At 66.9% G+C, this 18,644-nt stretch carries 21 protein-coding genes and 1 tRNA gene; 11 read left to right on the top strand and 11 right to left on the bottom strand.

Annotation, left to right across the window (positions count from 1 at the left end):
• Positions 1-209 precede the first annotated feature (209 nt).
• On the bottom strand, positions 210-1,583 hold the full coding sequence (locus tag EV137_RS27090) for a cystathionine beta-synthase (protein ID WP_134006521.1): 1,374 nt from the start codon (positions 1,581-1,583) through the stop codon (positions 210-212).
• A 76-nt stretch (positions 1,584-1,659) separates the two neighbouring features.
• Between EV137_RS27090 and EV137_RS27095 the strand changes: the two genes are divergently transcribed.
• Entirely contained in the window at positions 1,660-2,688 is a 1,029-nt protein-coding gene (locus EV137_RS27095; protein ID WP_134131282.1) for an SGNH/GDSL hydrolase family protein, read from the top strand.
• A gap of 114 nt (positions 2,689-2,802) precedes the next feature.
• Positions 2,803-3,033, top strand: a complete 231-nt coding sequence (locus EV137_RS27100) for a DUF4287 domain-containing protein (RefSeq protein ID WP_130384213.1) — start codon at positions 2,803-2,805, stop codon at positions 3,031-3,033.
• A gap of 33 nt (positions 3,034-3,066) precedes the next feature.
• Here EV137_RS27100 and EV137_RS27105 read toward each other — a convergent pair whose 3' ends face one another.
• The 3 genes from EV137_RS27105 to EV137_RS27115 form a co-directional block, all read right to left on the bottom strand.
• Positions 3,067-4,170 carry a VOC family protein gene (locus EV137_RS27105; protein ID WP_134131283.1) on the bottom strand — a complete coding sequence of 368 codons (1,104 nt, stop codon included), beginning with the start codon at positions 4,168-4,170 and terminating at the stop codon, positions 3,067-3,069.
• Between the two features lie 96 nt (positions 4,171-4,266).
• A complete protein-coding gene (locus EV137_RS27110; RefSeq protein ID WP_134006515.1) occupies positions 4,267-5,097 on the bottom strand; it encodes a Bax inhibitor-1/YccA family protein in 831 nt (276 codons plus the stop codon).
• Between the two features lie 145 nt (positions 5,098-5,242).
• Positions 5,243-6,010, bottom strand: coding sequence for a DUF4118 domain-containing protein (locus EV137_RS27115; protein ID WP_238175583.1), 768 nt, complete (start codon positions 6,008-6,010; stop codon positions 5,243-5,245).
• A 56-nt stretch (positions 6,011-6,066) separates the two neighbouring features.
• Here EV137_RS27115 and EV137_RS27120 point away from each other — a divergent pair, with 56 nt between their 5' ends.
• The 4 genes from EV137_RS27120 (at position 6,067) to EV137_RS27135 (ending at position 9,973) form a co-directional block, all read left to right on the top strand.
• Entirely contained in the window at positions 6,067-6,567 is a 501-nt protein-coding gene (locus EV137_RS27120) for a DinB family protein (RefSeq protein ID WP_134131284.1), read from the top strand.
• A gap of 164 nt (positions 6,568-6,731) precedes the next feature.
• Positions 6,732-7,925 carry a GNAT family N-acetyltransferase gene (locus EV137_RS27125; protein WP_134131285.1) on the top strand — a complete coding sequence of 398 codons (1,194 nt, stop codon included), beginning with the start codon at positions 6,732-6,734 and terminating at the stop codon, positions 7,923-7,925.
• A gap of 194 nt (positions 7,926-8,119) precedes the next feature.
• Positions 8,120-9,427: an NAD(P)/FAD-dependent oxidoreductase gene (locus EV137_RS27130; RefSeq protein WP_133782922.1), complete on the top strand. Its 1,308-nt coding sequence runs from the start codon at positions 8,120-8,122 to the stop codon at positions 9,425-9,427.
• 99 nt (positions 9,428-9,526) lie between these two features.
• Positions 9,527-9,973, top strand: a complete 447-nt coding sequence (locus EV137_RS27135; protein ID WP_134131286.1) for a nitroreductase/quinone reductase family protein — start codon at positions 9,527-9,529, stop codon at positions 9,971-9,973.
• On the opposite strand, the gene EV137_RS27140 is transcribed toward EV137_RS27135, so the two are convergent.
• Positions 9,970-10,629: a response regulator gene (locus EV137_RS27140; protein ID WP_134006507.1), complete on the bottom strand. Its 660-nt coding sequence runs from the start codon at positions 10,627-10,629 to the stop codon at positions 9,970-9,972. The genes EV137_RS27135 and EV137_RS27140 overlap by 4 nt on opposite strands.
• Positions 10,630-10,672: 43 nt before the next feature.
• Positions 10,673-11,794 (bottom strand): sensor histidine kinase, encoded by a 1,122-nt coding sequence (locus EV137_RS27145; protein ID WP_134131287.1) that lies wholly within the window; start codon positions 11,792-11,794, stop codon positions 10,673-10,675.
• A gap of 104 nt (positions 11,795-11,898) precedes the next feature.
• Between EV137_RS27145 and EV137_RS27150 the strand changes: the two genes are divergently transcribed.
• From EV137_RS27150 to EV137_RS27160, 3 genes are all read left to right on the top strand, one after another.
• The gene (locus EV137_RS27150; RefSeq protein WP_134131288.1) at positions 11,899-12,405 is read left to right on the top strand and encodes a glycine cleavage system transcriptional repressor; all 507 of its coding nucleotides are present in this window, start codon (positions 11,899-11,901) and stop codon (positions 12,403-12,405) included.
• Positions 12,402-12,944 (top strand): peptide deformylase, encoded by a 543-nt coding sequence (gene def / locus EV137_RS27155; RefSeq protein ID WP_134131289.1) that lies wholly within the window; start codon positions 12,402-12,404, stop codon positions 12,942-12,944. The genes EV137_RS27150 and def overlap by 4 nt, the downstream gene beginning before the upstream one ends.
• 18 nt (positions 12,945-12,962) lie before the next feature.
• Positions 12,963-13,048, top strand: a tRNA-Leu gene (locus tag EV137_RS27160).
• A gap of 94 nt (positions 13,049-13,142) precedes the next feature.
• On the opposite strand, the gene EV137_RS27165 is transcribed toward EV137_RS27160, so the two are convergent.
• Both EV137_RS27165 and EV137_RS27170 read right to left on the bottom strand, forming a co-directional pair.
• Complete coding sequence (locus EV137_RS27165) at positions 13,143-13,352, bottom strand: tyrosine-type recombinase/integrase (protein WP_134131290.1); 210 nt, start codon at positions 13,350-13,352, stop codon at positions 13,143-13,145.
• A 37-nt stretch (positions 13,353-13,389) separates the two neighbouring features.
• Positions 13,390-14,469 (bottom strand): hypothetical protein, encoded by a 1,080-nt coding sequence (locus EV137_RS27170; RefSeq protein ID WP_134131291.1) that lies wholly within the window; start codon positions 14,467-14,469, stop codon positions 13,390-13,392.
• Between the two features lie 626 nt (positions 14,470-15,095).
• On the opposite strand from EV137_RS27170, the gene EV137_RS27175 reads away from it, so the two are divergent.
• The gene (locus EV137_RS27175; protein WP_134131292.1) at positions 15,096-15,680 is read left to right on the top strand and encodes a hypothetical protein; all 585 of its coding nucleotides are present in this window, start codon (positions 15,096-15,098) and stop codon (positions 15,678-15,680) included.
• A gap of 301 nt (positions 15,681-15,981) precedes the next feature.
• Here the strand turns inward: EV137_RS27175 and EV137_RS27180 are convergent, their stop codons facing one another.
• Positions 15,982-16,575: a TetR/AcrR family transcriptional regulator gene (locus EV137_RS27180; RefSeq protein ID WP_134006473.1), complete on the bottom strand. Its 594-nt coding sequence runs from the start codon at positions 16,573-16,575 to the stop codon at positions 15,982-15,984.
• A gap of 75 nt (positions 16,576-16,650) precedes the next feature.
• Between EV137_RS27180 and EV137_RS27185 the strand changes: the two genes are divergently transcribed.
• Entirely contained in the window at positions 16,651-17,166 is a 516-nt protein-coding gene (locus tag EV137_RS27185) for a P-loop nucleotide/nucleoside kinase family protein (RefSeq protein WP_134131293.1), read from the top strand.
• A gap of 24 nt (positions 17,167-17,190) precedes the next feature.
• Here the strand turns inward: EV137_RS27185 and EV137_RS27190 are convergent, their stop codons facing one another.
• Both EV137_RS27190 and EV137_RS27195 read right to left on the bottom strand, forming a co-directional pair.
• The gene (locus EV137_RS27190) at positions 17,191-17,865 is read right to left on the bottom strand and encodes a J domain-containing protein (protein WP_134131294.1); all 675 of its coding nucleotides are present in this window, start codon (positions 17,863-17,865) and stop codon (positions 17,191-17,193) included.
• A complete protein-coding gene (locus tag EV137_RS27195; protein WP_134131295.1) occupies positions 17,862-18,539 on the bottom strand; it encodes a hypothetical protein in 678 nt (225 codons plus the stop codon). Before EV137_RS27195 ends, EV137_RS27190 begins: the two co-directional genes overlap by 4 nt.
• Positions 18,540-18,644: the final 105 nt, after the last annotated feature.

Below are 18,644 nucleotides of genomic sequence, written 5' to 3' on the forward strand. Positions count from 1 at the left end.
CCCGGACTCCTTCAGTAGGAGTCCGGGCAGTCCGGCGTACGACCTTGGGATGAAGGAAAGACCGATCCGGAGGCCGATGTCCACCGGCCGGTGCTGAAGGACTCTTGAGACATGGAAATCCTTCAGATCGCCGGAGCGGCAGCCATCGTGATCGGCATCGTGATCACGGCGCTGATCGCCATCATCCCATCAGTTGTGGACCGATAAGGTCAGTCGGCGGACAGATGGACCAGTAGGTCCTGCCGGGTCAGCACGCCCACCGGCTTGCCGTCGTCCAGCACCATCAGGGCGTCCCTACCCTCGAGCAGCTCGACCGCCTTCGTGACCGGTTCGCCGGCGCCCAGCGACGGGAGCGCCGCGTCCATGTGCTGCTCGACCATGTCGGCCAGCCGGGCCTTGCCGGAGTACAGGGCGTCCATCAACGTCCGCTCCGACACCGCGCCGGCCACCTCGGCCGCCATCACCGGCGGCTCCGCACGGACGACAGGCATCTGCGAGACGCCGTACTCACGCAGGATCGCGACCGCCTCGGCGATCGTCTCGTGCGGGTGGGTGTGCACCAGCGGCGGCAGGCTGCCGTCCTTGCCGGCCAGCACGTCACCGAGCGTGGTGCCCTGCCGGCTGTTCGCCAGGAAGCCGTACTGCGCGAGCCAGTCGTCGTTGAACACCTTCGTCAGGTAGCCGCGGCCGCCGTCCGGCAGCAGGACCACGATGACAGCGTCGGGGTCGTCGAGCTCCTTCGCCAGCTTGATGGCCGCCGCGGCTGCCATCCCGGCCGAGCCGCCGACCAGCATCGCCTCCTCGCGCGCGAGCCGCCGGGTGAGCGCGAACGAGTCCGCGTCCGACACCTCGATGACGCGGTCACAGATGTCGCGGTCGTACGTCTCCGGCCAGAAGTCCTCGCCGACACCCTCGACCAGGTACGGCCGGCCGGTGCCCCCGGAGTACACCGAGCCCTCCGGGTCGGCGCCGATGATCTGCACCCGGCCGCCGGAGACCTCCTTCAGGTACTTCCCGGTGCCACTGATCGTGCCGCCGGTGCCGACGCCCGCGACGAAGTGCGTGATCTTGCCCTCGGTCTGCTCCCAGAGCTCCGGGCCGGTGGTCTCGTAGTGCGAGCGCGGGTTGTTCTGGTTCGCGTACTGGTTCGGCTTCCAGGCGCCCTCGATCTCGCGGACCAGGCGGTCGGAGACGTTGTAGTACGAGTCCGGGTGCTCGGGGGCGACCGCAGTCGGGCAGACCACGACGTCGGCGCCGTACGCCTTGAGCACGTTGCGCTTGTCCTCGCTGACCTTGTCCGGGCAGACGAAGACACACTTGTAGCCCTTCTGCTGGGCGACCATCGCGAGCCCGACACCGGTGTTGCCGGACGTCGGCTCGACGATCGTGCCGCCGGGCTTGAGCTCGCCGGAGGCCTCCGCGGCTTCGATCATCCGGACCGCGATCCGGTCCTTCACCGAGCCGCCCGGGTTGAAGTACTCGACCTTGGCGAGCACGAGGGGCTTGGCACCGTCAGTGGTCTTGGACAGCCTCACCAGCGGGGTGTTGCCGACGAGGTCCAGGAGAGAGTCTGCGTAGCGCACATCTTTACTGTAGTGATGCTCGTGTCTTTCCCCTATTTTCACTTGCGTCGTCGTAACGCCGTGTAATGCTTAACTCATGAGTAGAGCCCGGGCAGCCAAGAAACTGGCCCAGGCCGCAGCCTACGGGGGCGGGGGACTCGGACTCATCGGTGCCACGTTGTACGGCGTACTGACCGCGGAGGCCGAGTACGCCAAGCGCGTGATCGGACCGACGAGGTACTACCCCACTCCGGGCAACGGCCTGTACGGCCGGTATCCAGGACATCCGATCACCTTCGCCATGATCGGCGACTCCAGTGCCGCCGGATACGGCACCGAGACGCCGGACGAGACTCCCGGGGTGCTGCTCGCCTCCGGCCTGGCCGAGCTGGCGGAACGGCCGGTGCGGTTGGTCGACGTGTCGAAGACCGGGGCGAAGTCGACGGATCTGGCCGGCCAGGTCGACGCCGCGTTACAGGCCGGTCCGCACATCGCCGTCATCCTGATCGGCGTCAACGACGTGAAGGCGAAGATGCCGCCGTCGACCTCGGTCCGGTTGCTGTCGGCCGCCGTACGCCGGTTGCGCGCCGCGAACTGTGAGGTGGTGGTGGGCACCTGCCCCGACCTCGGAGTGGTCCGGACGATCATGCCGCCGCTGCGACAGGTCGCCCGGTCCTGGAGCCACCGGCTGGCCGCCGCTCAGACCATCGCAGTCGTCGAAGCAGGCGGCCGCTCCGTGTCGTTGGGCTCGTTGCTCGGCGAGGTGTTCGCCTCCAACCCGTCGATGTGGGGCCGGGACAACTTCCACCCGTCGGCCACCGGATACACCGCCGCGTCGGCCGCCCTGCTGCCGTCGGTGGCTGCCGCGATGGGCGTCGGGACCGAGTCGTTCGTGCACCCGGAGCAGTTCCGCGGCGAGGCGATCCTGCCGATCGCGGAAGCCGCCGTACAGGCTGCTCGCCAGGCCGGCACCGAGGTCGCGGCCACTGAGGTCGCCGGGCGTTCGCGTGGTCCCAGCGGCCGGTGGGCCGCGTTGCGCCACCGCCGCCGGCACCCGAAGGCCGAGGTCGATCGGGTGGACGAACCGACCGAGGGCAGTCCCGACGCCGTGCCGGTGTGCCAATAGTTGCTGGCTTGTGCGTCCGCTGAGCGGCGACTTTCATGTCGGGAGTCTTGCCTCCGGGCGGCCACGTGGTGCACAGTCGATAACTACGCGGTACCCCGATAACGGGAGGCGAAGATGGGCTTGAACCACTCCGAGGAGACGCATCAGCGTTTGGTGGAGGCCGTGCCCAGATGCACCGGACGCGCAATGACCGAGTGGTTCCAGCTGATGAACGACGGACCGTCGTTCCTGCGCTTCGACGACAGAGTGAGATGGCTGGCCGGCGAGTACGCACTCGCGCACGGGCACGCTACCGCCATCGTCCATGAGTTCGATCTCGTCAAGGCGCATCGGCGAATGGGCTGAGCCGCAAAGGAGACAACTCGAAGACCTGCCCTTTCAGGTGGAGGGGCAGGTCTTTCGCGCTCCGATGACCACCTCGTTGCCCTCCGGATCGGCAACCAGGTAAGGCTTCTCGTCCAGCAGCCGCCCACCCGCTCGCAACGCTGCCTCGACCCGTTCCGGCACCGCGTCCTGCAGTACGTCGAGCTCGAAGTGGATCCGGTTCCGCTGCCGCCGGGGCTCCTCCATCTGCTGGAAGAACAGCACCGGGTTCAAGCGCCGCGGGTCGTAGATGTCCGTGAGGTGCGGCCGGTCGTCCTCGGCGTAGCCCAGCAGCGTCAACCAGAACGCCCGGACCGCCGGTACGTCGACCGCGTCGATCCCGAACTGCACGAACCGCAACCGCGCGGGGTCCGCGCGCAACCCGAGATCCTTCGCCGCGGCCTCGACCTGCGTGGCCAGAGCGACGAAGTTCGGATCCGCGCTGTCGCCGTCCTCCCACTGGTCCTTGCCGCTGTCGAGCACGACACCTTCCGCTCGTACGTCGATCATCAGCGGAATGCCCGCGGCGTCTGCCAACTCGGCCACCTTCGTCACCAGCTGCGCCGGTGACGAGGTCGGGTAGAACGTCATCGCGGCGAACAACGCCAGCCAATCGGTCGTCCCCGGCAGCGGATCCCCCGGCACCAGATCGACCTCGTTCCCCTCGTCGTCGGGCAGCATCACGCCGTACGCCCCGGACGGTTCACGCCCCGTCACCGCGCGCGCCTCGTCCACCGCCGCCGACGGCCGGACCACGTCGACGTGGATCCGGTTGCGGAGCGGCCGAGGTTCTTCGAGGCGTCGTACGGCGAATTTCGGATCCCGCCGCAGCGGATCGTCGAGACCGTCCGGTCGTTCGTAGCCCAGTGCGGTCTGCCAGAACGTCCGCACCGCGGCCGGTTCGGCCGCCTCAATCACCACGCCGAGGGACTGCGCACCAGCAGGATTCGCCACCAACCCGAGCTCTCGGGCCACACCGGCGATCCCCTCCGCCGTCGGCACCCGCACCCCACGGGCCCGCAGGTCGACATCGGGCGTCCCGCCCGGAAACTCAGCCAGCCGGGCCACGAGTGCGGCGCCTGCGGCGTGCGAGGGAGCGTCGTACCAAGCAGTGGTCATGGGACCACCGTAGAGCGGGAACCGGACGACCAGCGTCCGGAAAGCCGGAAGGGCCGGCCCACCTGGACCGGCCCTTCCGTTGTTCGGTACCCGCTGTCAGTCGCCGCCGCGCAGGATGGCGAGGATCCGCAGGATGTTCCAGTACAGCCAGACCAGGGTGACGGTCAGGCCGAACGCGGCCCGCCAGGCCTCGTTCTGCGGGGCGCCCTGGCGGACGCCCTGCTCGACCATGTCGAAGTCGAGGATCAGGTTGAACACCGCGAGGCCGGCGCCGAGCGCGGCGAACAGCAGGCCCATCGGGCCCATACCGCTGATGCCGGTGCTGATCCCGAACAGGCTCAGCACCAGGTTGATCAGCAGCACGCCGGCAAAGCCCGCCGTACCGATGATCACCATCTTGGTGAACTTCGGCGTCACCTTGATCGCGAAGTACTTGTACGTCGCCAGCGTCAGGCCGGCCGTCACCATAGTGGCCAGCACGGCCTGCACGATGATGCCGGAGTCACCGACCCAGGCGGCGATGAACTTGCTGCCGATCCCGAGGAACACACCCTCGGCCGCGGCGTACAGCATCACCAGCGCCGGGCTCACCTTGCGGGAGAACGACAGCACCATGGCCAGCGCGAACCCGACCAGCGCGCCGGCCAGGAACGCCGGCTTGACGAACTCGACCGGGATCCGCCACCACGCCAGCGCGGCGGCCAGCACGACCACGCCGAGCGTCACCGCGGTCTTGACGATCACGTCGTCCAACGTCATGGGGCGGCTCGAGGCCGGAGCCCCTGGGTACTGCTGCTGCGGCGGCATACCCGATCCGCCGTAGCCGTATGGGCTCTGCTGACCGTACGGAGCGGCCCCCGGATAGGCCTGGCCGTGGCCAGGCGCGAACGCACTCGACCGGTTCAGCACCGGGTTACTGCTCTGCATCTCTTCCTCCTGATGACCCACATCCGGGGCCGTATCGAGATACTACGGTCCCACCCTTAACAACATCTGAGAATCCATCGACCATTCCGCACCAAAAAAGGCGAATATCCATCGCTCCCCGATGTATTCGCCTGCAATACAAGGCTCAGACGTGCGGGCGGACGGGGTCCTGGGTGGTGAGGGCGGCGCCTACCTGGTCGGCGAGGGCTACGGCTACCAGGCGTTGTTCGAGGTCGGGGCGGGCGATCCGGCTGGCGGCGGTGAGGAGGAAATGGCCGCGGGTCTCGCCGGCGTGCTGGACGGTGAGCTCGATCTCGGCGTTCGTCGGCAGGCCGTCGCGTTCGACCTTCAGGACGTGCGGTCCGCGCGTCACGGAGCCGTCCGGATTCAACCGCGGCGCCTGGGTCTGCTTGCTGCCGGCAACGAACTTGGCGCCGTCGATGCCCAGTACGGCGGTCAGTTCGGCGCGCACCTGCTCGATCAGATCGTCGGTGGACCCACCGGTCGCGACCGCCTGCGAGACCGTGATCACGCCGTCCAGGTAGCCACCCCGCCGGGACGCTTTCGCTTGTTGCTCACGGCCCCAGATCGCGATCTGCGTGACCGCGATCCCGATCACCAGCAGCAGTACGGCCTGCTCCACGTCGTTGCTGCTGTCGATGGTGAAGCTGTCGTACGGCACGGTCAGGAAGAAGTCGAACCACACCGCGCTCGACACCGCCGCGATCACCCCGGCGAGCCGGATCCCGAACACGGTGACCGCCACGATCACGACAACGAGCAGCAACGCCGCGTTCGCGTTGTCGAAGTGCTCCCGGAACGGCGTCAGCAGCAAACACACCACCGGAGGGACCAGCACCGACGCCGTCAGGACCGGAGTCCGATAGTTCTCCACCTCTCCATTGATGCGCATGACCCCCACCGGATCAACAGTTCTCACAAGGTCTGTTCATCCGTACCGTGGGTCGCATGCCCGAGATCGCCCGCATCCGGCCTGCCGAGGACACCGACGAACGCGGCACGCTGACCGGCTTGCTCGACTTCCTCCGTGCAACCGTCGAACTCAAAGCCACCGGCCTGACCGACGAGCAGGCGTTCGCCCACCCGGTCCACCCGTCCGCGCTCACTCCGGGCGGAATCGTCAAGCACCTGACCGGGGTGGAGCGCTTCTGGTTCGCGATCGACTTCGCCGGACAGGACGTTGAATGGCCCTGGACGGAGGAGGATCCGCACGGCTGCTTCCCCATCGAGCCTGGAGACACGATCGACGGTGTGCTGGCGGCGTACCGCGCCGAATGCGCGCGTTCCCGCGAGATCACCGCGGCTGCCTCGCTCGACGAGCGGGCGCACTCGGAAGGGATGACGTTCACCCTGCGCTACGCGCTCGCGCACCTGATCGAGGAAACCGCCCGCCACCTCGGCCACCTCGACCTTCTCCGCGAGTCCACCGACGGCCTGGTCGGCGAATAGTTGAGGTGTGCTTTTGGACAGGAGGTGTCGGGTGGCTGGGTAGTGCACCTGAGCGTGATTGTGGTCCTGCGTACGGTGTCTCGGTGGTGCTCTACCTGTCGAGCCGGCACACCAGCTGAATAACCGGTGGCTGGTCGGATATTCGTCTGCGTAAGTTGCTTCGCATGCACCGGATCCGACTGGCTACCGACGCTGACATCATCTTTCTGGCCGACGTGACGCTGGCCGCTACCGGCGCGCAGGGGCGTCTGCCGGCCGACTTCGACGAGGCTGCTTGGCGGGCCCGGTTCGCCGAGTGGAGCCGGGAGTCGATCGAGGATCCCGCGACCGAGCTGTACGTCGTCGAGGTCGACGGGCGTCGCGCCGGTCGCCTGCGGGTCAGCCGTACGCCGGAATTCGTCGAGGTGAACGGCATCCAGCTCCACCCGGACGTCCAGAACCGCGGCGTCGGTACGGCGATCCTCACCGCGTTGCAGTCCGAGGCCGCGAGGTCCGGCGTACCGCTGAAGCTGAACGTCGAGCGGGACAATCCGGACGCGCGCCGCCTGTACGAGCGCCTCGGTTTCACGAAGACCGGCGAGGACAAGGGCGAGGATGTGCTGCAGTGGTCGAAGGCCGCGGAGCAGAATCGGTTGTGGAACGCGGACGTCGCGGAGCGGTACGACACTCCCGGCGACGGGATGTTCTCGGCGGATGTGCTCGGGCCGACAGTGGAGCGCCTGGCTGAGCTCGCCGACGGTGGGCGGGCGCTCGAGTTCGCGATCGGCACCGGGCGGGTCGCCGTACCGCTGTCGGAGTACGGCGTACCTGTGAGCGGGATCGAACTGTCGGACGCGATGCTCCAACAGCTGCGGAAGAAGGCCGACGCCGAGACGATCCCGGTCGTCGCGGGCGACATGGCGACGGCTCGTGCACCTGGCGAGTTCACCCTCGTCTACTTGGTCTTCAACACGATCTCGAACCTGCTCACGCAGGAGGAACAGGTCGAGTGCTTCCGGAACGCCGCCCGCCACCTCACCCCCGGCGGCCGTTTCGTGATCGAGCTCTGGGTCCCCGAACTGCGCCGCCTCCCACCCGGCGTCCCCGCCACCGTCGGCGTCGCCGATCCCGGCTACATCCTGCTGGACACGTACGACGTACTGAAGCAACACGTCGTCTCGCACCACTTCCACTTCGGCGAAGGCACCGAGGCACGCCTGGGACGAACCCCGCACCGCTACATCTGGCCCGCCGAACTGGACCTGATGGCCCAACTGGCCGGCTTCACCCTCGAGTCCCGCCACGCCGACTGGACCAACACCGAGTTCACCGCCGACTCCCCCTCCCACGTCTCCGTCTACCGCCTGTCCACCGCGTAGGACTGAGCTTGCGGTTGTGGGTCGGGGGTGGTGGGTACTGGCCGCGGGATCCACCATGAGGGGATGAGAGCTCCCTCGGGTGGGGGATGTTCGGTGGGTGAGATCACTCGCGAGAGGGTTTGTGAAATCTTTCACGAGCGTTTAGCGTTGAAGTGAACATGAAGTCGGAGATCCACTCAGGGAGAGTGAACCCCATGACAGCCCAGGTGCCGCACATCCTCGTCGTCGGAGGCGGTTACGTCGGGATGTACACCGCGTACGGCCTGCGCCGCGCCGCCCGTAAGGGCCGGATCCGGGTGACTGTGGTCGACCCGCGGTCGGTGATGACCTACCAGCCGTTCCTGCCGGAAGCCGCGGCCGGTTCGGTGGAGCCGCGGCACGTCGTGGTGCCGCTGCGCAAGACCCTCAAGGGCTGCCGGGTGGTGACGGGTCGCGTGACGGGGATCGATCACGCGAACAAGGTCGCCAAGGTGATGCCCGAGGAGGGCCCGGAGTACGAGCTCGCCTACGACCAGATCGTGGTCGCGCTCGGCTCGATCGCCCGCACGCTGCCCATCCCCGGCCTGGCCGAGGAAGCGACCGGGTTCAAGAACGTCGAAGAGGCCATCGCCCTGCGCAACAAGGTCCTGGACCGGCTCGACGTCGCGTCGTCGCAGCCCGACCCCGCGCTGCGCAAGTCCGCGCTCACGTTCGTCTTCATCGGCGGCGGGTACGCCGGTGTGGAGGCGTTCGCCGAGCTCGAGGACATGGCCCGCTACGCCACCCGCTACTACGACAACATCAAGCCCGAGGACATGCGCTGGGTCCTGGTCGAGGCCACCAACCGGATCCTCCCCGAGGTCGGCACGGATCTCGGCAAGTACACCGTGGACCAGCTCCGCAAGCGGAACATGGACATCCGGCTGGAGACCCGGCTGGAGTCCTGCGAGAAGGGCCATGTGATCCTCAGTGACGGCGAGGAGTTCGACGCCGACACGATCGTCTGGACCGCGGGCGTGAAGGCGAATCCGGCGCTTGCCGCGACCGACTTCCCGCTGGACGAGAAGGGCCGGGTCAAGACGCTGCCGAACCTGCGGATCGAGGGTGTCGACGACGCCTGGACCGCCGGCGACAACGCCGCCGTACCGGACCTGACGAGTGAGACCGGTGCGTACTGCGCCCCGAACGCGCAGCACGCCGTACGGCAGGCGCGTCGGCTCGCGGCGAACATCCTCCGGGTGGTCGACGGGCAGCCGCCGCAGGACTACGAGCACAAGTACGTCGGCTCGGTCGCGAGCCTCGGCCTGCACAAGGGCGTCGCGCAGCTGTACGGCGTGAAGGTGAAGGGCTGGCTGGCCTGGTTCCTGCACCGGACCTACCACGTGTCCCGCGTACCCACCTTCAACCGGAAGGCCCGCGTGATCCTGGACTGGACCCTGGCGCTGTTCTTCCGCCGCGAGGTCACCAGCCTCGGCAGCCTGCAGACCCCGAACGAAGAGTTCCGCCGGGCAACGCAGTCGTAGCGAAACACCTGATCGGCCGGGCCCCCAACTCGCCGGGGGCCCGGCCTTCTTTTCGCCGTCCCGCTCTGCGACGCTGTGCGCGAGTGTCTGGAGGGGGACATGAGTAAAGCGATGCTGCCACCGCGCTGGTTCGTCCGCGCGGCCTGGAAGTTCCATCGAGGTCTCTACAACGCCAGCAAGGGCCGCAAAGGTCTCTCACGACCGCGGGACAAGAAGTACGGCCTGTTGCGGCTCACCGTGATCGGCCGGCGGACCGGGGAACCGCGGAGCGTGATTCTCGGGTACGTCGAGGACGGGCCGAACCTGGTCACCCTCGCGATGAACGGCTGGGGCGCACCCGAACCGGCCTGGTGGCTGAACCTGCTGGCGCACCCGGACGCCGAGGCGGTCCTCGTCGACGGGCAACGACCGGTCCGCGGCCGCGCTGCGGAGGGCCCGGAACGCACGCGGCTGTGGGGCCGCTGGCAGGAGCTCGACAAGAACCTCGACGAGTACGCCGATCGCCGCCCGAGAACGACCGCGGTGGTGGTGCTCGAACCGCGTTAGTCGCGCAGCAGGTCCGCGTCGTGGACGAGGAGGGCGATCTGGACTCGGTTGTTCAGGTCGAGTTTCGTGAGGATGCGGGAGACGTGCGTCTTCACGGTCGGGACGCTGAGGTAGAGCGTCGCGCTGATCTCGGCGTTCGACTTCCCCTCGCCGACGGCGACAGCGATCTCGCGTTCACGGTCGTTCAGGTCCGCGAGGCGGGCGGCGGCCTTGGTCTTGCGGTTGTCCTGGCCGGAGTCGGCGACGCGGGTGATGAGGCGTTTGGTGACGGCCGGCGAGAGGACGGGATGTCCGGCCGCGATCCGGCGTACCGACTCGACGATCTCGGCGGGCGGGGTGTCCTTCAGGATGAACCCGGCGGCGCCGGCGCGGAGGGCGCGCAGGACGTGCTCGTCGGCGTCGAAGGTGGTGAGGATGACGACCTCAGGCGCGCCCGGGCGGCGCCGTACCGCTTCCGTCGCGGTCAGGCCGTCGGTGCCGGGCATCCGGATGTCCATCAGGATCACGTCCGGAGCGAGCCGGTCGATCAGGCCCTGTACGCCGGACCCGTCACCAGCCTCCCCGACCACACGGATGTCCTCTGCGCCGCCCAGCATCAACTTCAGCCCGGCCCGCAACAACGGATCGTCATCCACGATCAACACCCGAATGGTCATGAGCCACAGCCTCCTGACCCTGGAGGCGCGCCATTCAACACCGTCATGCGGGCCACGGTAGCCAGGCGTGGAGGCGGAAGTCGCCTTCGGGGGTGCGGCCGTGTTCGACGCGGCCTTCGACCAAGGCGGCGCGTTCGCTGAGGCCCTTCAAACCTTGGCCGTCGCCGCGCCGGCGGTTCGGCGCCGGGTTGCGCAGCTCGACCGACAGTCCGTTGCCTGGGGCACCGGTCACGCTGATCGTCACCGGCTCCCCCGGCGCATGCTTGACCGCGTTCGTCAGACCTTCCTGCACGACCCGGTACGCCGTACGCCCGACGTGCTCCGGCATCGCGCCCGGAGCATCCAGCGTCAACTCGACCGGAATGCCCGCCTCCCGCGAACCCTCCACGAGCGCAGGCAAGTCAGCGAACGCAGGCTGCGGGAGCTCGCCGACAGGAGCGCGCAGTACGCCGATCACCTCGCGGAGATCCTGCAGCGCCTGGTGTGCGCTCGCCCGGATGATCTCCGCGGCACCCGCGACCTCGGCCGTGGACACGTCCGGGCGGTACGCCAACGCACCGGCATGCACGCTGAGCAACGACAGCCGATGCCCGAGTACGTCGTGCATCTCGCGAGCGATCTCCTCGCGCGCCCGCAGCTGCGCCTGCTCGGCCTGCAGTGTCGCCACGGTCTCGGCCCGATCCGCCCGGTCCCGCAGCGTCTGCAGGAGCTGCCGCCGGGACCGGATGTAGAACCCCCAGCCCGCCATGGCGGCGTACAGAGTGATGCCGATGAGGAGCTGAGTTTTCCAGTCCTCCTTGTGCCGCACCTGGAGATAGCTGAGCGTGGCGACGAAGTTCAGCGCGAAGACCCAGATCGAGGTCCGCCACGGCTTGTGGACGGCGACGGTCATGACCAGCACGAGCGTCGGCCCGGCCGCGGCGTCGGAGTACACCGAGACGGCGGCCGCGATAATCGCCAGTGGGACGGGCCAGCGGCGCCGGAACCACAGGGTCAGGCACAGCGCCATGCCCGACCAGAAGTCGATCGCGATCAGCGTCCGCGGCACCGCATCGCCCTCACCCTCGCTGTAGGCGAGCAGCGCGAGGCACACCGCGAGCACGAACGACACACTGTCCACGACCCAGTTCATGGCCGTACGACGCGGACGCTTGCGCTCACTCATGACTTGAATGTAGCGGTGGGTAAGCGATCTCCGGGGTGGATGCGGGTGTCCGGATACCGAAGTCGGTGCGATCAGGTACTTAGGTCGGCGGTAGGTTGCCGGGCATGAGTCAGCTCGCTGTCACCGTCATCGGCCCGGACCGCCCGGGGATCATCGCCGACGTCACCGAGGCCCTGGTCGGTATCGGGGTCAACCTCGAGGACTCGACCATGACGCTGCTGCGCGGCCACTTCGCGATGATGATCGTCTGCGCCGGACCGTTCGACGAGGTGAAGTCGGCGCTCGAGCCGCTGCGCGGCGAGCTGGTCATCACGGTCCGCAAGATGGGCCCCGAGCACGAGCATGCGCCGATCGGTGCGCCGTACATGCTGAGCGTCCACGGCGCGGACCGGCCGGGGATCGTGGCGGCGGTGACGCGGATGATCGCGGCCGCCGGAGGCACGATCACGGACCTGGCGACGCGGCTGAGCGGCGGGCTGTACGTACTGACCGCGGAGGTCGAGCTGCCGCCGACCGCGGAGCTGGAGATGCTGGACCGGGCGCTCGAGATCACCGCCGAGGAACTCGGAGTGGGTGTCACGCTGCGCCCGGCCGAGAGCGACGAACTGTGATCACGGACTGGTCCCCTGCACGTCTGGATGTCCAGGGCGCCGTACTCGAGGTCGTCCGCGCACCGCACCCGGTGCTCGCGACGGAAAGCGCGGAGGTGGACCCGCTCGATCCGGACATGATCCAGCTCGCCGCTGACCTCGTGGCGACCATGCGGGTCTCCCCCGGGTGCGTCGGACTCGCGGCGCCGCAGGTTGGTGTCGCTGCGCAGATGTTCTCGCTCGACGTGACCAATCACCCGAAGACGCGTACCTGTCACGGCGTCTTCGTTCTGTGCAACGCGGTCGTCGTCGAGGCCTCACGCAACGAGAAGGCTCGCGAAGGGTGCATGTCGGTGCCGGACTTCACCGGCGACGTCAAACGTGCGACCCGGCTCACGGTCGCCGGCGTCCTGCCCGGTACGACGGACCAGGTCACGATCACCACCGACGCGTTCGAGGCCCGCGCACTCCAGCACGAGATCGACCACTGCAGCGGAAAGCTGTTCCTGGACCGAGTAGCCGGCGCCCACGCCGTGTACCCCCGAAAGACCTACCTGTAACGAGTACCCTCGTCCCGAGCCCGGGTGGCGGAACGGCAGACGCAGCGAGCTTAAACCTCGCGGCCCTAACAGGCATACGGGTTCGAATCCCGTCCCGGGCACCATGAACTGACCTGCAAAGATAACCAAGTAGGAATATAAGCAGCGGTTGCAGCAGTCGTGCGATGGTTGCACTAGCGGTTGCAGTTGCCTGCCCGATCATGCCCACAGCGCCTTTCCGATCTTGGCCGCAGCGTCCTCAGCCAGCTTGCTCGTCACATGCGTGTAGCGCTTGGTCACTGCCAATGTCGAATGTCCGAGGATCTCCTGCACCACGCGGATGTCGACACCCTGCTCCAACAGCAGCGTCGCCGCCGTATGCCGTGCATCGTGAGGACGAGCATCCCGAAGGCCGGCCGCTTGAAGCATGCTCTTGAACTGGCCCAGTCGCGCCGCGGCATCGGTCCTACTGTCGACCGTTGATTACCTTGCTCCACAGCCCCTGAGCGACGTCGTCTTCATTGGGCGCGTCGTCAGCGCCTCGGTCGGCCGTGTAGACCAACAGACCGAACTTGTGCAGGACTTCGTCTGCCATCTCTGCGGGCAATCGCTGCACAAACGCATCGATCGAGCTTGATCGAAGGAAAGCGAGTTCTGACCATTCAGCGAGAGATCGATTCCGACTTGCTTGCCGCCCTGCATATCCGGTTAGGGCAAGCAGGGGAATAACCAGCGCCCACTTAGAGATCTCGGCCGAGACGCTAACCTGTGCCTCACTGTTCAGCCCGGTATAACTCGCCCCGATGGTCGCCAGCAGAGAACATGCTACGACTAGAGACCACAATCGGTAAGACCATCGGCGACTCTTCGCGTATGAGTCAAAGAACAATGATATCTCAACATCGGCGACGCGCCCTGCCGCCTTTTCTGTCGCCTCTTGAACTTCTAGTACCTCGCGCTGCACTTTCTCTGCATTCTGGCGAACCGCTTTAATTTCCTGCAGCTGCTCGTAGCTCTCGATGATGGGGATTATCGAATTCACTTTGGTCCGAGTCGCCCTCACCACACCTTGGAAATTCTGCGACATCCCTGGCCGAGCAAACGTTCGGATGATCGGCGAAGCGTCTTCGAGCGAAATGACCATGTTATCTAATGCGCGCCCCGCAATTTGCCAAGGCGCGGCCTCTACTACCGCAGCGAACGCCCCAGCGGTCGCTGAAATCGAAGCTAGATCGATCGCCTCCCACGGGATCTTTCCAGTCTCTCTAACTTCTTCGTACCACTTCGACGATTTTGGATATCGAGCCGCCACATCGGGCCCAACGGGAAGAATCCGAGCGAGAGCACGAAGGATATCTCGACCCGCCTCCAGGATCGACTGTCTGACCTCCGGCTCACCAGCCGAGAATTGAACGGAAGCGACCTGCTCAATCGACTCCATCAACTCTCGGATCGCCTTGGCCGTCTCTATCGTTTCGGAAGAGTACCTTGAGTCCGGCGAGTCGGCCGGTTCGGACTCCCCCGCTTCCCCTTGTGCTGAACTCACAACCGCCCCCTTGCGCGCCCCGTTCGACCTTGAACCGATCAGCTACTTTGCCGCCGGTTGCAACCGTGGAGGCAATCGTGCCCTAAAGATAGCGGCAGCGCCATCCGCCGCAATCCGGTCTGACAACTTTCTCTACGTCTTCAAGACGGGCCCCTCCAGGCCCGAAAGCGCGCCGCCACCGCAGGGCGGGACGCCTGCCTCCCACTCCGCTGCGCTGCGCTCCCGGCGCGTCCCTTGGCTTGGCGCGCACGCGCCAAAGGGTGCCGGGCCGAAGACAGCAGAACTCGCATCAACGCTCGGCACCCTGTCGGTGGTACTGCCCGAAACGGGCCAGCTGCGCGCCGCCCGCGCTTGATGCAAGCTCCCGTCTGCCGGTGGGCTCCCGCATCGCCCCGTTAGCAATCATCGAAGGGATGGCCCGGCGCGGCACGCGTCAAGGGCGCCTGGGGCGTCCCTTCGGGACCTTCGGCCCTTGACTCGCACCGCACCGCACCTAAAGTCGCAGCTATCGGGGCGATGCGGGAGGACTGCCCGTCCGCTTCTCACGTAATCGTCAACTATGGCCTTCGCACAAATCGCGAGGTAACGCTCGCTGGGGGGCGCGATCTACATACAAGGGGGGAACCATGCGAGTGAAGAAGTTCCTAGCAACACTGTCCCTGGCAGCACTTGCTGTCGCGGGATGCGGCTCTACAGGAGGCAGTCCTTCTGCTTCAACACCTACTGGGACCAACGCAGCAACACCAACCGAGACGTCGTCGCAACCAACTACATCGAACGAGACAGAAACAGAGGCACCGACACCTACATCGACAGAGCCAGCCACGTTGAAGTGGAACGAGACCAATGAGTGGGAGGACCATCTCTCAGTAACTGTCAGTGCACCCAAGGCGGCGAAGCGAAGCGAGTATGCATCGGGTGGCGAGAAGTTCAAGTACGCCGTGCAGTTCACTATCACGATCGTGAACAAGACAGGGAAGGCATTTGATCCTTCATCCTTCTACATGACCATTCAGAGCGCAGACGTTGAAGGTGACCAGATCTTCGACGAAGGCTTCACGGGAGGCCCCGAGACCAAGCTCCTCAACGGTCGACAGGCCAAGTTCAAGGTGGCCTTCGGTGTCGCCAACCCGAAGGACATTGTCCTCGAGGTCTCTCCTGGGTACGCCAGCGACGACTCAACGTACGACCCCGCAATCTGGACCAGCTAAGTCTGGCAACCCAGTGCTCGACGCGGTCCAGGAGCGTCCAACCTGCGGGTCCTGACGAGCTGACCGACGCCCATGGGGTTGAAGTAGTCAGCCCGCGGTCGTAGTTGCACCGGTAGTTGCAGTTCACCCCGATCCGCGCACGTTCCCAGGGATACAACAACCAGGTGACGAGCGCGGTCCGGACCGTGACGAACCACTCCGGACAGAGGCTGGTCGAACCTAAACCTCGCGGCCCTAACAGGCATACGGGTTCGAATCCCGTCCCGGGCACACCCTGGTCGCCCCCCGCGTCGGGCGGAGGTCAGCCGGTTAGGCTGATTACCAGGTGGTTGATGACTTTTGCGGCCGCGGCCGGGTCGTCTGCCAGGTCGCCCAGGGCGTCGTACGTGGGGAAGGAGGTCACCGCGACGACTCCGTCGAGCAGGGTTGGGCGGTCGAACGGCTTGATGGTCGGCGCCTCCTCGACCAGCCTGTCGATGAGGCGCTGCCACTGGTTGCGCCGCCACTGCTCGCGTTCCGCAAGCATCCCCGCCACTTCCCGATCGATGGCAGCCAGGCCGAAGAGCGGGCGAAGCACGTCGCGCTCGACGTGCCAGAAGCGACAGGTCTGTTCGACGATCGCCAGGCGGGCCGCCGCGGCGTCCAGCTCGCTGGTGTTGGTGAGCAGCTGGTCCATGCCGGCGCGTTCGCTGAGTTCGGTCAGTACCGCGTCCAGGAGTCCGTACTTCGACTGCATCTGGTTGTAGACCGTCACTCGGGTCACGCCGGCGCTGGTGGCCACAGCCTCCAAGGTGAAGTTCCGCCACTCGCGCGTCGCCAGCAGTTCGCGACCGGCCTCGATGATTGCGTGCCGGGTGGCGGCAGTCGATGCCGCCCGCCTGCCGTCAGTCTTCATGCGGATCCCCTTCGCTTGACACGCTGTAAAGTGAGTCGGTATACATACTGTCAACCGAAACCTTAGGCGGTCATCATGCGCAAGGGAACACTGATCGAGTTCGGCGGCCTCCCCGGAACCGGTAAGTCGACGCTGGCCAGGCACCTGGCCGATCGCACCGACGCGATCTGGCTTCGCATCGACGAGATCGAGGGCGCCATGCGCCGCAACGGTCTGACGGCCGAACAGACCGGCATCACGGCATACAGCGTGGCCCACGACATCGCGGGCGGTCACCTACGCCGGGGGCTGACCGTGATCGCCGATGCGGTGAATCCGGTCACCGAGGCCCGCGACGGCTGGCACCACCTCGCCGATGCCAGCGATGCCCGGCACGTGGTGATCGAGACGGCCTGTCCCGATACCGAGGAACACCGTCGGCGTGTGCTCAGCCGGGTGAGCGACCTGCCCGGGTGGACATATCCGGACTGGGAGCAGGTGGAGCAGTCAGCCGGCGACTACCAGCCGCGCACCGACGTCCGCCTCGTGGTGGACACCACCCGGCCGATCGAGGACTGCCACCGTGAGATTGCGGCGTACCTCGCGCGCTGAGCCAAGAGCCCGTTGCATCTCCGGTCAGGTGCCGCGTAGTAGGCCGCCGAAGATCGAGAAGCCGAGAAGGCCTACGTTGATCAGGATTGCGAGCCAGGCGAGGGGTCTGCCGGGGCGGTTGTTGCGGAGGACTGAGATTGCCAGGTAGATCGAGATCGGCGAGCAGATGAACGCGGTGAGCAGCGCGCCGACTGCCTGCCCGCTCACGCCGCCGCGACGCTGGGTGCGGTACGTCGGAGCCGTGTAGGAATCGCCGTCCGGCGGGGTGGTGTACGAATCACGGTGGGGCGGGTCGGCGTACGGCGACTCGGTGTACGGATCCCGATATGCCTGGTCGTACGTGTCCTGCCGCGGCGGGGTGCTGGTGGGGCCGGGGCCGGATGCCCAGTCGAAGGGGTCGGCGCTGGGCTCGTCGGGTTCGGGCTCGGTGGGGCGCGTCGGGCGGACGAAGTCCTGGGGGCGCTCCTTGCGCTGCAGCAGGAGCGCATAGTCGGCGCGCCGGGTCGGGTCGGTCAGGATCTCGTAGGCGCGGTTCAGCTTGACCTGTTGCGTGGAGTCGCCGCCGACGTCGGTGTGGTGGCTGCGGGACAGGCGGCGATAGCTGCGCTTGATCTCCTCGGCGCCGGCCGACCGTGTAACCCCGAGCAGCTTCCAGGGATCGGCTCCGTCGAGGTCCCGGAAGTCCCGGCTCGAGCTCATCGAGCGACGTCCGCCTGGTAGCAGGTCAGGCGCCAGGAGGCGTGCTGCGGATCGACACCGTTGGGCAGCGTGCGATGCCCGGTTGCGAACGTGAGTGTCTTGTCGCCCGCGAGGTAGCACCACAGGTCGAGCTCTTCGTCGTTCCCGTAGTAGTAGAACCGGTAGTGCGTGATGGCCTGTGCACCGAGGAACGGTGTCTGCAGGCGCTGCTGCGCCTCCAGCGGCAGGTTGCCCAGGACGCCGCGCATCTCCTGCGTGAGGTTCAGTTGCGGCGGGACCGGCTGCTGGGACTGCTCGTCCTTGCCACGCGAGACGAGCGAACGCAGACCACCGCGCGGCTTCGTGGCCTGCTGCAGTACGACGGCGTGCTTGATGCTCGCCGGCACGAACGGATCGAGCCGCACACTCTGCGTCCGCTGACCCTGGTTGTTGACCCGTGGCGTCGTCACAGCGAGCCCGTTCGGCCCGAGTACGACGGCGTACGGCCGGTCGCGCTCGCGCTCGTGGAGGTCGGCCCACCACTCGATCGCCGGTCCGACCTTGCGCTCGACGTATGCCTTCACGTCGTCGTGGAGCTCGCCCCACCAGTGGAACCGGTCCGGGCTGGAAACGAACCCCAGCGGTGCGGCCTCGTGCGCGGCAGGCATCGACGGCGCGGCCGGTGCGCGCTCCACGCCACCACTTGCGGGCCGTTGCGCGGCCGGGCGCCCCCGAGATTGCTCGGGCAGGTTGTCACGAGCCATTGGGGCGGCGGCAGCGTGGGGCGGCGGCATGCATAG

The organism is Kribbella pratensis (assembly GCF_004366075.1).
Lineage (GTDB): Bacteria > Actinomycetota > Actinomycetes > Propionibacteriales > Kribbellaceae > Kribbella > Kribbella pratensis.

What these genes read in the sequence shown, in the direction of transcription:
- EV137_RS27095 (WP_134131282.1), top strand. Translation starts at nt 1,660, where the DNA reads ATGAGTAGAGCCCGGGCAGCCAAGAAACTGGCCCAGGCCGCAGCCTAC.
- EV137_RS27100 (WP_130384213.1), top strand. Translation starts at nt 2,803, where the DNA reads ATGGGCTTGAACCACTCCGAGGAGACGCATCAGCGTTTGGTGGAGGCC.
- EV137_RS27105 (WP_134131283.1), bottom strand. Translation starts at nt 4,170, where the DNA reads ATGACCACTGCTTGGTACGACGCTCCCTCGCACGCCGCAGGCGCCGCA.
- EV137_RS27110 (WP_134006515.1), bottom strand. Translation starts at nt 5,097, where the DNA reads ATGCAGAGCAGTAACCCGGTGCTGAACCGGTCGAGTGCGTTCGCGCCT.
- EV137_RS27115 (WP_238175583.1), bottom strand. Translation starts at nt 6,010, where the DNA reads ATGCGCATCAATGGAGAGGTGGAGAACTATCGGACTCCGGTCCTGACG.
- EV137_RS27120 (WP_134131284.1), top strand. Translation starts at nt 6,067, where the DNA reads ATGCCCGAGATCGCCCGCATCCGGCCTGCCGAGGACACCGACGAACGC.
- EV137_RS27125 (WP_134131285.1), top strand. Translation starts at nt 6,732, where the DNA reads ATGCACCGGATCCGACTGGCTACCGACGCTGACATCATCTTTCTGGCC.
- EV137_RS27130 (WP_133782922.1), top strand. Translation starts at nt 8,120, where the DNA reads ATGACAGCCCAGGTGCCGCACATCCTCGTCGTCGGAGGCGGTTACGTC.
- EV137_RS27135 (WP_134131286.1), top strand. Translation starts at nt 9,527, where the DNA reads ATGAGTAAAGCGATGCTGCCACCGCGCTGGTTCGTCCGCGCGGCCTGG.
- EV137_RS27140 (WP_134006507.1), bottom strand. Translation starts at nt 10,629, where the DNA reads ATGACCATTCGGGTGTTGATCGTGGATGACGATCCGTTGTTGCGGGCC.
- EV137_RS27145 (WP_134131287.1), bottom strand. Translation starts at nt 11,794, where the DNA reads ATGAGTGAGCGCAAGCGTCCGCGTCGTACGGCCATGAACTGGGTCGTG.
- EV137_RS27150 (WP_134131288.1), top strand. Translation starts at nt 11,899, where the DNA reads ATGAGTCAGCTCGCTGTCACCGTCATCGGCCCGGACCGCCCGGGGATC.
- EV137_RS27165 (WP_134131290.1), bottom strand. Translation starts at nt 13,352, where the DNA reads ATGCTTCAAGCGGCCGGCCTTCGGGATGCTCGTCCTCACGATGCACGG.
- EV137_RS27175 (WP_134131292.1), top strand. Translation starts at nt 15,096, where the DNA reads ATGCGAGTGAAGAAGTTCCTAGCAACACTGTCCCTGGCAGCACTTGCT.
- EV137_RS27180 (WP_134006473.1), bottom strand. Translation starts at nt 16,575, where the DNA reads ATGAAGACTGACGGCAGGCGGGCGGCATCGACTGCCGCCACCCGGCAC.
- EV137_RS27185 (WP_134131293.1), top strand. Translation starts at nt 16,651, where the DNA reads ATGCGCAAGGGAACACTGATCGAGTTCGGCGGCCTCCCCGGAACCGGT.
- EV137_RS27190 (WP_134131294.1), bottom strand. Translation starts at nt 17,865, where the DNA reads ATGAGCTCGAGCCGGGACTTCCGGGACCTCGACGGAGCCGATCCCTGG.